The organism is Nonomuraea sp. NPDC001831, assembly GCF_042892035.1.
GTDB lineage: Bacteria > Actinomycetota > Actinomycetes > Streptosporangiales > Streptosporangiaceae > Nonomuraea.
The window spans coordinates 1080458-1093791 of the sequence record NZ_JBIATU010000001.1 but is presented as its reverse complement, the minus strand read 5'-3'; the positions used below and the strand labels follow the sequence as shown (position 1 = coordinate 1093791).

General features: G+C 71.7%; 10 protein-coding genes. 5 read left to right on the top strand and 5 right to left on the bottom strand.

Features of this window, described 5'->3' with window-relative positions; genetic code table 11:
- Positions 1 to 43: 43 nt before the first annotated feature.
- Genes ACFYYW_RS04785 through ACFYYW_RS04770 form a run of 4 tightly spaced genes read right to left on the bottom strand, consistent with a single transcriptional unit; the run spans position 44 to position 5517 of the window.
- The gene (locus ACFYYW_RS04785) at positions 44 to 1828 is read right to left on the bottom strand and encodes a glycoside hydrolase family 13 protein (RefSeq protein WP_387645107.1); all 1785 of its coding nucleotides are present in this window, start codon (positions 1826 to 1828) and stop codon (positions 44 to 46) included.
- A 5-nt stretch (positions 1829 to 1833) separates the two neighbouring features.
- Positions 1834 to 2673, bottom strand: coding sequence for a sugar ABC transporter permease (locus tag ACFYYW_RS04780; protein ID WP_352327949.1), 840 nt, complete (start codon positions 2671 to 2673; stop codon positions 1834 to 1836).
- Positions 2670 to 4238: an ABC transporter permease subunit gene (locus tag ACFYYW_RS04775; RefSeq protein WP_387645103.1), complete on the bottom strand. Its 1569-nt coding sequence runs from the start codon at positions 4236 to 4238 to the stop codon at positions 2670 to 2672. The genes ACFYYW_RS04780 and ACFYYW_RS04775 overlap by 4 nt, the downstream gene beginning before the upstream one ends.
- A 1-nt stretch (position 4239) precedes the next feature.
- Complete coding sequence (locus ACFYYW_RS04770; protein WP_387645100.1) at positions 4240 to 5517, bottom strand: extracellular solute-binding protein; 1278 nt, start codon at positions 5515 to 5517, stop codon at positions 4240 to 4242.
- A 298-nt stretch (positions 5518 to 5815) separates the two neighbouring features.
- Between ACFYYW_RS04770 and ACFYYW_RS04765 the strand changes: the two genes are divergently transcribed.
- The 3 genes from ACFYYW_RS04765 (at position 5816) to ACFYYW_RS04755 (ending at position 9594) form a co-directional block, all read left to right on the top strand.
- Positions 5816 to 7309, top strand: coding sequence for a glycoside hydrolase family 13 protein (locus ACFYYW_RS04765; protein WP_387645097.1), 1494 nt, complete (start codon positions 5816 to 5818; stop codon positions 7307 to 7309).
- A 63-nt stretch (positions 7310 to 7372) separates the two neighbouring features.
- Complete coding sequence (locus ACFYYW_RS04760; RefSeq protein ID WP_352327953.1) at positions 7373 to 8728, top strand: ATP-binding protein; 1356 nt, start codon at positions 7373 to 7375, stop codon at positions 8726 to 8728.
- A gap of 47 nt (positions 8729 to 8775) precedes the next feature.
- On the top strand, positions 8776 to 9594 hold the full coding sequence (locus ACFYYW_RS04755; RefSeq protein WP_387645095.1) for an SAM-dependent methyltransferase: 819 nt from the start codon (positions 8776 to 8778) through the stop codon (positions 9592 to 9594).
- A gap of 27 nt (positions 9595 to 9621) precedes the next feature.
- Here the strand turns inward: ACFYYW_RS04755 and ACFYYW_RS04750 are convergent, their stop codons facing one another.
- Entirely contained in the window at positions 9622 to 10950 is a 1329-nt protein-coding gene (locus ACFYYW_RS04750) for a cation:dicarboxylate symporter family transporter (RefSeq protein ID WP_352327955.1), read from the bottom strand.
- A 103-nt stretch (positions 10951 to 11053) separates the two neighbouring features.
- Between ACFYYW_RS04750 and ACFYYW_RS04745 the strand changes: the two genes are divergently transcribed.
- Positions 11054 to 12547, top strand: coding sequence for an ATP-binding protein (locus tag ACFYYW_RS04745; protein WP_387645092.1), 1494 nt, complete (start codon positions 11054 to 11056; stop codon positions 12545 to 12547).
- Entirely contained in the window at positions 12544 to 13263 is a 720-nt protein-coding gene (locus tag ACFYYW_RS04740) for a response regulator (protein ID WP_352329673.1), read from the top strand. Before ACFYYW_RS04745 ends, ACFYYW_RS04740 begins: the two co-directional genes overlap by 4 nt.
- Positions 13264 to 13334: the final 71 nt, after the last annotated feature.

The following is a 13334-nucleotide window of genomic DNA, read 5'->3' as shown; positions in this document are numbered from 1 at the left end:
TCCAGTTGAAGACGGTACGGGGCCAGGCCATACCGTAGCGTGATCAGCGTGTGATGCGCCACACACTCACCGAAGGACCGTCCCCCGGGATCACGTCTCCGTCCTGGGCATTGTGGACGCCCTGGGCCTGCGCCCCGATGGGCAGCGCGGCCCCGGGCGCCCGGCGGACGGCCACCAGCAGCGACTCCTCGAACGTCTCGCGCGCGAAGACCAGGCAGTCGGCGTCGGAATGCAGCCAGCGCAACCCTCCGTGACGCAGCGCGGGCTCGGCGCGGCGCAGCCCGAGCAGCTCGCGATAGGCCGACAGGGTCGCCGGGTCCTGGTCGTGCGGCCGGTTCCAGGGCATGGGGGTGCGCGAGTGCTCCCCGTTGATCCCGGTCAGGCCGAACTCGCTGCCGGCGAAGACCATGGGCGTGCCGGGCAGCGTGGCCTGCAGGCCGAGGGCCAGCAGGTGGCGTTCGCGCGAGCCGGTCACCGTGCGGATGCGCGGCGAGTCGTGGGAGTCCAGGAGCTGCCAGGAGTGCGTGAGCGAGCGCCAGGACATGTGCGAGGCGAAGGACCTGAAGGTGGCCACGGTGTCGGTGCCGTCGCGCTCGGGCACGCCGCCCGGCACGCCGAGGAAGTGCGGCAGGTCCAGGTCGGGGCCGCGCAGCCAGGCCCAGACCGGGCGGGTGAAGCCGCCGTAGTTCATGGTGCCGTGCCAGCCGTCGCGGTCGAGGTCGAGCGAGGCGTCGTGGTTGTGCTCGGCGATGAAGGCGGCCTCGGGGCCGAGCTGCCGGCGCAGCATGGCGGCGACCTCGTGGTTGCGGTCGTCGGCGCCGAGCCTGGCGGTCATGTTGGCGACGTCCACGCGCCAGCCGTCCAGGGGGCCGAGCCACTTCTTCAGCACCGCGCGCATGCTGGAGCGCACCAGCTCGCTGCCCCAGTTGAGCTTGGGCAGCGACTTGACGCCCCACCACGACTCGTAGTCGCCGGTGTCGGGGTCGAAGTAGAACATCTCCCGTTCGAGGGCGTTCACGTCGGAGACGGCGGCGGTGAACCATTCATGGGCGTCGCCGCAGTGGTTGGTGGTGATGTCGCCGAGCAGGCGCATGCCGCGGGCGTGCAGCGCGCCGGACAGCCGGTGCAGGGCCTCGTCGCCGCCGAGCAGCGGGTCGACGTGCTCGAAGCTGGCGGCGTCGTAGCGGTGGTTGGAGCGGGCCGGGAAGATCGGCGTCAGGTAGACGGTGTCGGCGCCGAGGCTCTGGATGTGGTCCAGGCGCCGGGTGATGCCGTCGAGGTCGCCGCCGTAGAACTGCTGCGCGGTGCCGGGGCCGCTGGGGATCACCGGGTCGCGGTCCCAGTCGCGCGGCAGCGCCCAGTCGGGCAGGTCCGGCATCGGGCCGGAGCGGTCGAAGCGGTCGGGGAAGATCTGGTAGACGATCGCGTCCGACATCCACGAGGGCGGCGCCTGGTGGCAGACCAGGCGGAAGTCGCTCGCGTCGGTCACGTCGTGGCCGACCGGGCCGGCCGCGGTCAGCCACAGCTGGCCGCGGCGGGTGTGCAGCAGGAAGCGGTACGGGGTGACCGGGTTGACGGCGGTGACCTCCGCCTGCCACCACACGTCGTCCGCGCCGTAGCCGGCGACCGGCGTGCCGGTCCTGGACTCGTCGACGCGGGCCTCGGCGTAGCGGGGCTCGCCGTCGCAGACGGTGCGCACGTGCACCCCGGTGATCCCGGCGGCGCGCGGGGCGCGCAGCCAGAGGGTCACCCGCGAGCCGAGCGCCGGTTCCCGGCTGGAGACGTAGAGAGCTGAGCCGTCGTGGTGCGGCTCGCCGACATGACGCAATGGACCTATCCCTTGACAGCCCCGGCCGTCAGGCCGGAGACGATGTACTTCTGCAGCCATAGGAACACGCTCACCGTGGGTACGGCGGTGAGCAACGTCGCGGCGGCGAACATGCCGAAGTTGGCGTTGCGGTGGTCGCCGGCGATCATGCCGTACATGCCGACGGCCAGGGTCTTGCTCTCGGGGTCGCGCAGGAACACGTTGGCCATGAGGAACTCGCTCATGATGCCGATGAAGGCCAGCAGCGCGGTGACCGCGAGGATCGGCGTGACCAGCGGCATGATGATCCGCCAGAAGATCTGCGCGTGGGTGGCGCCGTCCACGGTGGCGGCCTCGTCGAGCTCCTTGGGCACGGTGTCGAGGAAGCCCTTCATCAGCCAGGTGTTCACGCCCAGCGCGCCGCCCAGGTAGAGCAGCAGCAGGCCCCAGACGGTGTTGAAGCCGAACGCCGGGTACAGCTCGGTCACCCTGGTGAAGATCATGAAGATCGTCACGATGGCCAGGAACTGCGGGAACATCTGGATGAGCAGCAGCGCCAGCAGCCCGACCCGGCGGCCGGTGAAGCGCATGCGGCTGAAGGCGTAGGCGGCCAGCATCGACAGCAGCAGGCTCGCGAACGACGAGACCAGCGCGATGAACACCGAGTTGAAGAACCACCGGCCGAACGGATAGTCGTCGGAGGTGAGCAGGTTGACGAAGTTGTTCAGGCTCGCCCCCGACGGCACCAGGTCGGTGGAGGCCAGCGTGCCCATCGGGTTGATCGCGGCCGAGACCACGAACAGGATCGGGAACAGCGCGAACGCGCACACCGCCAGCACGAACACGTGCCTGAGCGCGATCCTCATGCGTAGACCTCCTCCTGCTTGCGGGTACGGCGGAAGGCCACGGCCGAGATGACCGCCACGATCGCGAAGATGAACACCGAGATCGCCGCCGCGAACCCGAACTGCGCCCCGCCCGCGCCGAACGCCAGCCGGAAGGTGTAGGTGATCAGCAGGTCGGTGGCCCCCACCTGCGGGCTCTCGGCCGGGAACGGCCCGCCGTCGGTGGTGAGCGCGATGGCGTTGAAGTTGTTGAAGTTGAACGCGAACGACGAGATCAGCAGCGGCGTCAGCGCGACCAGCAGCAGCGGCAGCGTCACCCGGCGGAACGCCTTCCACGGCGTGGCGCCGTCGATGGAGGCCGCCTCGGTCAGCTCGCGCGGGATCGCCTGGAGCGCGCCGGTGGTGACCAGGAACATGTACGGGAAGCCGAGCCACAGGTTGACCAGGATGACCGCGAAGCGGGCGGTGACGGGCTCGCCGAGCCAGTCGACGCTCAGCCCGAAGAACTGGTTGATCAGGCCGAAGTCGCGGTTGAACATGTCGCGCCAGACCAGCAGCATGGCGAAGGCCGGCATGGCGTAGGGCAGGATCAGCGCGATCCGGTAGATCTTCGTGCCGCGCATGCGCGGGTGGTGCAGCGCCAGCGCCACGGCCATGCCGAGCCCGAACGTGCCGGCCACCGAGGCCAGCGCGAACACCAGGTTCCAGCCCAGCACGCCGACGAAGTAGCCGGAGATGGTGGGGTTGGTCAGCACACGTGCGAAGTTGTCCAGGCCGACGTTCGCCTGCCAGCCCTGGGCCAGGTGCTCGCCCTTGGCGTTGACGAAGTAGCCCTGGGCCTCGTCGGCCGTCCAGGTGTCGCCGTTGCCCCTGACGCAGTCGCAGGCGGCGTCGTAGATCAGCGCGGCCTTGCCCTCCACGGCCCGGCTCAGGCCGTTGGCCTTGATCGCGCCGCCCGGCGTCGGCACGGACAGCGCCGAGATCTCCTGGCCGCGGGCGGCCGCCTCGGGCGCCTTCAGCACGGTCACGCCGGGCGCCGACAGCACCTTGCCGGTGAGGCCGACCTGGGCGCCCGCGAGCGGGGTCAGCCCTTCGGCGGTGCCCAGCCGCACCTGCTTGGTCTTGGGGTCGACCAGCAGGAACACCAGCTCGTCGCCGCGCAGGGCGGCGGTCAGGCCGTACTCGGGCGAGCCGGGGGCCTGGCGCACCGAGCCGGTCTCGATGGCGGTGACGGCGTCGGCCTTGTCGCCGCGGTGCCCGTCGCCGAAGTTCGTGAACGCCGTGGTCACCGTGTAGAGCACGGGCAGCACCTGGAAGGCGATCAGGAAGACGGTGCCGGGCACGAGGTACTTGGCCGGGATGAAACGGCGGGTCAGGTACAGGTAGGAGATGGCCGCGGCGGCCAGCCCCAGCAGCGTGAGCGAGACCCACGACTGCGCGGCGACCAGCGGCGGCACGGCGTAGAGCAGGATCGCCGCGGCCACGGCCAGCACCGCGATCCTGCTCACCACGAACGCCGTGGTGAGCTCCCGGCGAGGCCGCGGGGACACGGTGGTCCCCGCGGCCTCGTGCACGTCCTGGGCCATGTCAGTTCTTGAGCGCGCCGTCGATGGCCTTCTGCGCGGCCGCGGCGGCCTTGGCCGCGTCGCCGCCCTTGACCACGGCGGTCTCCGCGATGCCGAACGGCTCCCAGATCGCGGCCATCTCGGGGATGGCGGGCATCGGCATGCCGCTCTTGCCGGCGTCCATGAACTTGGCGGCGTCGGGGTCGGCGGCCTGGACCTCCTGGAGGGCGGCGGTCAGCGCCGGGGGCCGGGGGTCGGCCTCGTACAGGGCCTTGGCGACGTCCTTGTTGGTGACGTAGTTGGCGACGAACTCCTGGGCCAGGGCCTTGCTCTTGCCCTTGGCGGCCACGAAGAACGACTGGACGCCGACGAACGGCGTGGCCGGCTTGCCGTCCTTGAACGCCGGGACGGGCGTGATGTCGTAGGAGATGCCGCCCTTCTTGACCTCGCTCATGGCCCACGGGCCGGAGACCAGGTAGGCGCACTTGCCGGCGGCGAAGTTGACGATGTAGTTCTCGTTGGTGACCGACGTCTTCAGGGCGCCGTCACCCTTCTCGCCGAGCTCCTTCAGCTTGCCGAACGCCTTGACCGAGCCCTCGGAGCCGAGCAGCACCTGCTTGGGGTCGGGGTCGCCGGAGGCGGTCTGGCCGAACAGCGCGCCGCCCGCGGAGGCGAACAGCGGGTAGGCGTGGAAGGCGTCGCCCTTGACGCCGACGGGCAGGCAGAGCACCTCCTTGACCTTGCCGGCCTTCTTCAGCTCCTTGCCCTTGGCGATCATCTCGTCGAGCGTGGCGGGGGCGTCGGGGGCGAGCTTGGTGTTGCGGATCAGGGCGATGTTCTCCACAGCGTACGGGGCGCCGTACACCTGGCCGTTGAAGGTGACCGCCTTCATGGCGATCTCCGAGAAGGCCGCCTTCTGCTCGTCGGTCAGCGTGACGGGGTCGATGGCGCCGTTCTGGACGAGGTTGCCGATCCAGTCGTGCGCGCCGATCATGATGTCCGGGCCGCTGCCCTGCTGGGAGGCGGTCAGGAAGGTCATCTGGTTGTCCTTGCTGATCTCCTTCACCTCGACGGTCACGCCGTTCTCGGCGCCGAACCGGTCGGCGAAGGGCTTGAGCGGCTTGACCCGGCTCGGGTCGGCCCAGATGACCAGCGTGCCGCCCGCCGCCGGGGCCGGAGCCGAGGCCGAGGCCGAGCCGCTGGGCTGCGCCGACGGGGCGGTCGAGCCGGAGTCACCACAAGCCGTAGCGGCGAACGCGAGGGTGGAGAGGGCGGCCACTCCCAGGACCCGTACACGCATGAGACCTCCCGAGGTCATGGAGGAGCGGCGACGCCTGCGTGCGCCGCCGCCGAAGATCGTTTTCCGCCGCTGTTCACGGCTTACGTTTCCGGGACGTTAGCGGCTCTTTGCAAGAATTGGAAGAACTTGCGAAAGAGCGTTACCGGAACCACATCCGACCGGCGACGCGCTGACCTCGCCGCACCTCCGATAACGGGCGTACCGGGAATCTGCAACTTTCCGAAACTTGCACTTGACCTGTCGCAAGGACGCGCGACATCCTGCACCAGACATCACGGACATCGGGGGAAGGAAAGCCATGATCGGCAACGACGACTGGTGGCGGGACGCCGTCGTGTACCAGGTCTACCCCCGGAGCTTCGCCGACGCCGACGGCGACGGCACCGGCGACCTGAAGGGCGTGCGGGAACGCCTGGGCCACCTCGCGCGGCTGGGCGTGGACGCGATCTGGCTGAGCCCCTTCTACACCTCGCCCATGGCCGACGGCGGCTACGACGTGGCCGACTACCGGGACGTGGACCCGATGTTCGGCACGCTGGCCGACTTCGACGCCCTGGTCGCCGAGGCCCACGACCGCGGCATCCGGGTGATCGTGGACCTGGTCCCCAACCACTCCTCGGACCGGCACCCCTGGTTCCAGGCCGGCCTGCGCGACCGTTACATCTTCCGCGACCGGCCCAACGACTGGGAGTCGATCTTCGGCGGCCCGGCCTGGACCCAGGTCGAGGACGGCCAGTGGTACCTGCACCTGTTCGCGCCCGAGCAGCCCGACCTCAACTGGGACAACCCCGAGGTGCGCGCCGAGTTCCGCGACGTCCTGCGCTTCTGGCTGGACCGGGGCGTGGACGGCTTCCGCGTGGACGTCGCCCACGGCATGGTCAAGGCCGAGGGGCTGCCCGACGTGGGCCCGAAGGAGGGCCGCCAGGCCGAGATGCTGGGCGACGAGCAGGTGCCCTACTTCGACCAGGACGGCGTGCACGACATCTACCGGGAGTGGCGGCCGATCCTCGACTCCTACCCCGGCGGGCGGATGGCCGTCGCCGAGGCGTGGGTGTCCTCGCCCGAGCGGCTGGCCCGCTACGTCGGGCCCGACGAGCTGCACCAGGCGTTCAACTTCGAGTTCATGATGGCCGACTTCCACGCCAAGTCGTTCCGTACGGTGATCGAGAAGTCGCTGGCCGAGGCCGAGCTGGTCGGCGCGCCCACCACCTGGGTGCTGTCCAACCACGACAAGCCCCGGCACGTCACCCGGCACGGCGGCCTGGCCCGCGCCCGCGCGGCGACGCTGCTCATGCTGGCCCTGCCCGGCTCGGCCTACCTCTACAACGGCGAGGAGCTGGGCCTGCCCGAGGTCCTCGACCTGCCCGACGAGCTGCGCCAGGACCCGGCCTTCCGGCGCACCGGCGAGAGCCGCGACGGCTGCCGGGTGCCGATCCCGTGGACGAGCGAGCCGGGCTGCGGCTGGCGCGACCCGTGGCTGCCGATCCCGCCGTCGTGGACGCAGCTGTCGGCCGAGGCCCAGGAGCACGACCCGGACTCCACGCTGAACCTCTACCGGGCCGCGCTCCGGCTGCGCAAGCAGCACCCGGCGCTCGGCGGCGGCACGCTGCGCTGGCTGGAGACCCCCGAGGACGTGCTGGCCGTCCAGCGCGACCCGGGCCTGGTCGTGATGCTGAACACCGGCGAGCGCCCGGTCGCGCCGGTCGTGCCGGGCACGGTGCTCCTGGCCAGCGGCCCGCTGGCGGCCGACGGCTCGGTCCCGCCGGACACCACCGTGTGGATCCAGCGGTGAGGTTGGGGGAACCTTTCCCTTGACGCGGCATTTGGCGGCAATGACGGTTAGTAGTCTCGGGGAGTGCCACCCCTGTGGGCCCGCTCCCTGCGCGGACGCGTCACCCTCATCGCGACGGCCGTAGCCGCCCTCGTGCTGATCCCCGTGGGCATCGCCGGGTGCATCGTCTCGCGTTCGCTGGTGACGGCCGGCGTCTACCGGGACACGCGGGACACCGCCGAGCGGGTGGCCTCGGAGATGCGCGCGGGCGGGCTGCCGCAGGGCGCCACGATCCCGGTGCCCAACCCGTCCATCGACCTGATCCAGATCGTCGGCACCGACGGCCGCGTCCTGGCCAGCAGCGACGCGGCCAGGAACCTGCCGCCGCTCAGCGACGTGCGGCCCACCGCCGAGAGCCGGGTGGTCAACACCACCAACTGCCTGCCGACCGAGTGCGTGCACCTGTCGGCGGTCAAGGCCGGCATGTCGGAGGACTCCCCCATCGTCTACGCCGGCCGCAGCACCCCGGAGGTGCTGGCCTCGCAGACGCTGGAGGTGATCGTGTTCTCCCAGGTGGCGGTGCTGATCGCGCTCACCGCCTGGGCGACCTGGCTGGTCACCGGCCGCGCGCTGCGCCCGGTGGCGACCATGCGCGCCGAGCTGGACGCGGTCAGCGCCGGCGACCTGAGCCACCGGGTCACCCAGCCGGGCGGCGAGGACGAGGTCGCCATGCTGGCCAAGGCCGTCAACAACACGCTGGCCCGGTTGGAACGTTCCGCGCTGCAGCAGCGCCAGTTCGCCTCCGACGCCTCCCACGAGCTGCGCACCCCGATCGCCGGGCTGCGCGCCCAGCTGGAGAGCGCCCAGCTCTACCCCGACGACACCGACATCGAGGCGCTGGTGGACAGCGCCCTGCGGGACACCGACCGGCTGGAGGCGATCATCACCGACCTGCTCCTGCTGGCCAGGATCGGCTCCCGGGTGGACGTGGCCAGGGAGCCGGTGGACCTGGCCGAGCTCGTCCGGCAGGAGCTGGCCGTGCGCAGCGACAAGCTGCCCACACGGCTGGAGCTGACCGAGGGCGTGGTCGTCGAGGGCGTGCGCCTGCAACTGGCCAGGGTGCTGACGAACCTGCTGGACAACGCCCAGCGGCACGCCGAGACCATGGTGCGGGTCGTGGTCACCAGGGAGGCGGGCCCGGCCAGGGGCGGCACCGCCGTGCTGGCGGTGGAGAACGACGGGCAGGAGATCCGCGAGGCCGACCGCGAGCGCATCTTCGAGCGGTTCACCCGCCTCGACGCCGCCCGCAGCCGCGACTCCGGCGGCACCGGACTCGGCCTGGCCATCGCCAGGGACGTGGCGATGGCCCACCGGGGCAGCGTGCGGGTGGAGGACCGTCCGGGTGGGGCGCGGTTCGTCCTGCGGCTTCCGGCCATCTGATGTCGAAAGCGTAGATTTCCGGCAGCCGGTTAGTGGATCATGCCCTCATGACGCAAGAAGTCCCCCAGGGCGTGGATCCTCACATCCCCAACACCGCGCGCATGTACGACTACTTCCTGGGCGGAAAGAACAATTTCCCGGCCGACCGCGAGCTGGCCGAGCTGGTGCTGAGCGCCATGCCGGAGGTCAGGGACGGCACGCGGGAGAACCGGCTGCTGATCGGCCGGGTGGTGCGGTACCTGTGCGAGCAGGGCGTCACCCAGTTCCTCGACCTGGGCTCCGGCCTGCCGGCCGCCGAGAACGTGCACGAGGTGGCGCTGCGGTACGCCCCGCAGGCCCGCGTGGTCTACGTGGACAGCGACCCGGTGGTGGCCGCCCACGGACGGGCCCTGCTGGCCGGTCCCGAGCAGGTGGCCATGCTGCACGGCGACGTCCGGCGCCCGCGGGAGGTGCTGGACAGCCCCGAGGTGCGCGGCCTGCTGGACTTCGGCAGACCCGTCGCCGTGCTCATGATGTTCCTGCTGCACCTGATCCCCGACACCGACGACCCGCAGGGTTTCGTGGCCGCCTACCGCGACGCGCTCGCGCCCGGCAGCTACCTGGCCCTGTCGCACGTCGGCACCGACCACGCGCCCGAGCGCCTGGCCCGGGTCAGCCACTTCTACCGGCGGGCCAACGCGCCGTTCTGCCCGCGGCCGGGCAAGGAGATCGCCGCCTTCTTCGGCGACTTCGAGCTGATCCCGCCCGGTCTGGCCACGGGCAAGGGGCCGGAGCTCGGTTTCCCGTTCACCGACCCCGAGAGCCCGCCCTTCTACGACGACGACTTCGCCCGCATGGGGTACGCGGGCATCGGCCGCAAACCCTAGAGCTGCGAGCACCGAGAGCCGGCCACCCTAGACGCGCGCGGCCTGCCGTCCGGGCTCCGGCTCGGGGCGGTCGTCCTCCTCGTCGATCAGCGTGGACTCGTCGAACGGCGCCCGTCCGGCCAGCACCTCGGCGGCCCGCTCCCGGTCGAAGTCGCCGGTCCAGGTGCCCACCACGACGGTGGCCACGGCGTTGCCCGCGAAGTTGGTCAGCGCCCTGGCCTCGGACATGAACCGGTCGATGCCGACGATGAGGCCGACGCCGTCCACCAGTTCGGGGCGGTGCGACTGCAGGCCGCCGGCGAGCGTGGCCAGGCCCGCCCCGGTCACGCCCGCGGCGCCCTTGGAGGCGACCATCATGAACAGCAGCAGCGAGACCTGCTCGCCGACCTGCAGCGGCGCGCCGGTGGCCGAGGCGATGAACAGCGTGGCCATGGTGAGGTAGATGGCGGTGCCGTCGAGGTTGAAGGAGTAGCCGGTCGGCACGGTGATGCCGGCCACCGTCCGGCTCACGCCGAGGTGCTCCATCTTCGCGATCAGCCGCGGCAGCGCCGTCTCCGACGACGACGTGGACAGGATCAGCAGGAACTCCCGGCCGAGGTAGCGCAGCAGCGACCACAGGTTGACCCGGGCCACCAGCCACAGCAGCGCGCCCAGCACCACGCCGACGAACAGCAGGCAGGTGACGTAGAAGGCGACCATGATGATGGCCAGGCTCTTGAGCGCCTCGATCCCGGTGGCCCCGACCACGGCCGCGATGGCCCCGAACGCGCCGACCGGCGCGGCCCACATGACCATGGCCAGGATGCGGAACACCAGCCGCTGGACGTGCTCCACGCCGCGCAGGATCGGCGCGCCCCGCTCGCCCATGGCCTGCAGCGCGAACCCTGCCAGCAGCGCCACCAGCAGCGTCTGCAGGACCGAGCCCTCGGTGAAGGCCGACACCAGCGTGACGGGGATGATGCCGAGCAGGAAGTCCACCCCGCCGGTGGCCTCGCCCTTGGCCGCCTCGGCCTCGGCGGCCTGCCGGGCGGCGTCGGTCAGGTGCAGCCCGGAGCCGGGGTCGATGACGTTGCCGACCAGCAGGCCGATGACCAGGGCCACGGTGGACATCACCAGGAAGTAGCCGAGCGCGAGGCCGCCCACCTTGCCGACCTTGGCGGCCTGGCGTACCGAGCCGATGCCGAGCACGATCGTGCAGAAGATGATGGGGCTGATCAGCATCTTGATCAGCGCCACGAACCCGGTGCCGAGGGGTTTGAGCTCCTTGCCCGCCTCCGGCCAGACGAACCCGACCAGGATGCCGAGCAGGACCGCCACGATGACGGCCAGATACAGGTAACGAGTGCGATCACGCATGAGGGGTCTCCACCGCTTTGAAAAAGGGGCTGGTCGTGCGACTATGCGGCTCGCTGTGACCCACGTCACGATTGAGTAAGTTTCGTTCACGCAAGGGGGGCTCATGCGCCGCTGGAGCCTGGCGGGCCAGATGCTGGTCCTGCAGTTGCTGGTGGTCGCAGTCGCCGTGACGGGCTGCGCGGTGCTCGCGCTGGTGCAGGCCCACCGCCTGCTCACCGAGGAGGCGGGCGCCACGGCCAGGGCCGTGGCGGTCAGCGTGGCCGCCGCGCCGGGCGTGGCCGCCGCCCTCGACGGCCCCGAGCCGACCCTGGCCCTGCAGCCGTACGCCGAACGGGTGCGCAAGGAGACCGGCGTCGACTTCGTCACCATCATGAAGCCGGACGGCACCCGCTACACCCACCCGAACCCGGCCGAGATCGGCCGGCGCTTCCTCGGCCACACCGGTCGGGCCCTGGCCGGGCAGACGTTCGTCGAGACCTACACCGGCACGCTCGGCCCCTCCGAGCGGGCCGTGACGCCCGTGTGGTCCGGCGGCCGGGTCCGGGCCCTGGTCAGCGCCGGCATCACGGTCGACCGGATCAGCGCCCGGCTGCGCGACCAGGTCGCCTGGAGCGGCCTGGTCGCCGCCCTCGCCCTCGGCCTCGGCGCGGCCGGGACGTGGCTGGTCACCGTACGGCTGCGCCGCCAGACCCACGGGCTCGGCCCGGTCGAGCTGGGCCGCATCCACGACCACCACGACGCCGTCCTGCACGCCGTGCGGGAGGGCCTGCTGCTGGTCGGCGGCGACGGCACGCTGACGCTCTGCAACGACGCCGCCAGGCAGCTCCTGGACCTGCCGCCGGACGCCGAGGGCCGGCACCTGGCCGAGCTGGGCCTGCCGGCGCTGCTGGAGGGCCACGAGGAACGCGTGCACCTGGCCGGCGACCGGGTGCTGGCCGTCAACGGCGCGGCCAGCAGGCTCGGCACGGTGGTGACCGTACGCGACCACACCGAGCTGCAGGCGCTGGCCGGGCAGCTCGACGCCGAACGCGGCTTCGCCGACTCGCTGCGCTCGGCCGCGCACGAGGCCGCCAACCGGCTGCACACCGTGATCACGCTGGTCGAGCTCGGACGCACCGAGCAGGCCGTCGCGCTGGGCACGGCCGAGCTGCGCGCGGCGCAGGAGCTGACCGACCGGGTGGTGGGCGCGGTCCGCGAGCCGGTGCTGGCCGCGCTGCTGCTCGGCAAGAGCGCCGAGGCGGCCGAACGCGGCGGCGAGCTGCTGCTCACGCCCGACAGCGACCTCGACGACCTGGGCCTGGACCCGCGCGACCTGGTGACGATCGTCGGCAACCTGGTCGACAACGCCCTCGACGCGGCCACCCGGGTCGAGGTGCACCTGGGCGCGGACCGGGACGGGATCGTGATCAGGGTGACCGACGACGGGCCGGGGCTGACCGCGCCGGAGGCGTTCGCGAAGGGCTGGACCACCAAGGGCGACGGCCACGGGCTCGGGCTGGCGCTGGTCGGGCAGGCGGTGCGGCGGCTCGGCGGCACGATCGAGGTGGCCGGGTCGGCCTTCACGGTGCGGCTGCCGGCCCCGGAGCGGGTCCGATGAGCCGGCCGGACACCGGTGCCGGGGCGGGCGCGGCGAGCCGGCCGGACGTGCCGGTCTCCGTGCTGATCGTGGAGGACGAGGAGATCACCGCCGAGGCCAACCGGGTCTACGTCGAGCGGGTGGCCGGCTTCGAGGTGGCCGGGGTGGCGCGTTCGGGCGGCGAGGCGCTGCGGTTCCTGCGCGGCCGGCCGGTCGACCTCATCCTGCTCGACCTGTACCTGCCCGACATGCACGGCCTGGAGGTGTGCCGCGCGGTGCGGGCCGGCGGGCTGCTGTGCGACGTCATCGCCGTCACTTCGGCGCGTGACCTGCCGACGGTGCGCTCGGCGGTGTCGCTGGGCGTCTCCCAGTACCTTCTCAAGCCGTTCACCTACGCGACCCTGGCCGAGAAGCTGGCGCGTTACGCCCGGTTCAGGCAGGACACCGGCGTGATCGTCGCGCAGGGCGACGTCGACCGGGTGCTCGGCACCCTGCGCGGCAGCTCCGAGCTGCCCAAGGGGCTGGCCCGCGACACCCTCGACGCCGTGTCGGCGCGGCTGCGCGAGCGGCCCGGCGGCAGCACCGCGCAGAGCGTGGCGCAGGCCGTCGGGGTGTCGCGGGTGACCGCCCGCCGCTACCTGGAACACCTGGTCGAGCTGGGGACGGCGGTGCGCGTGCCGCAGTACGGCGGGGTGGGCCGGCCAGAGTTGCTCTACCGGATCCCCATGGAAAGTTAATGGCGGTGACGCTGCCCGTTCAATCCGGGCCCTTAGCTTCTGGGTGCGATCCGATGCACTGAGGAGAAGTC

What these genes read in the sequence shown, in the direction of transcription:
- ACFYYW_RS04775 (WP_387645103.1), bottom strand. Translation starts at nt 4,238, where the DNA reads ATGGCCCAGGACGTGCACGAGGCCGCGGGGACCACCGTGTCCCCGCGG.
- ACFYYW_RS04765 (WP_387645097.1), top strand. Translation starts at nt 5,816, where the DNA reads ATGATCGGCAACGACGACTGGTGGCGGGACGCCGTCGTGTACCAGGTC.
- ACFYYW_RS04750 (WP_352327955.1), bottom strand. Translation starts at nt 10,950, where the DNA reads ATGCGTGATCGCACTCGTTACCTGTATCTGGCCGTCATCGTGGCGGTC.
- ACFYYW_RS04755 (WP_387645095.1), top strand. Translation starts at nt 8,776, where the DNA reads ATGACGCAAGAAGTCCCCCAGGGCGTGGATCCTCACATCCCCAACACC.
- ACFYYW_RS04780 (WP_352327949.1), bottom strand. Translation starts at nt 2,673, where the DNA reads ATGAGGATCGCGCTCAGGCACGTGTTCGTGCTGGCGGTGTGCGCGTTC.
- ACFYYW_RS04745 (WP_387645092.1), top strand. Translation starts at nt 11,054, where the DNA reads ATGCGCCGCTGGAGCCTGGCGGGCCAGATGCTGGTCCTGCAGTTGCTG.
- ACFYYW_RS04770 (WP_387645100.1), bottom strand. Translation starts at nt 5,517, where the DNA reads ATGCGTGTACGGGTCCTGGGAGTGGCCGCCCTCTCCACCCTCGCGTTC.
- ACFYYW_RS04740 (WP_352329673.1), top strand. Translation starts at nt 12,544, where the DNA reads ATGAGCCGGCCGGACACCGGTGCCGGGGCGGGCGCGGCGAGCCGGCCG.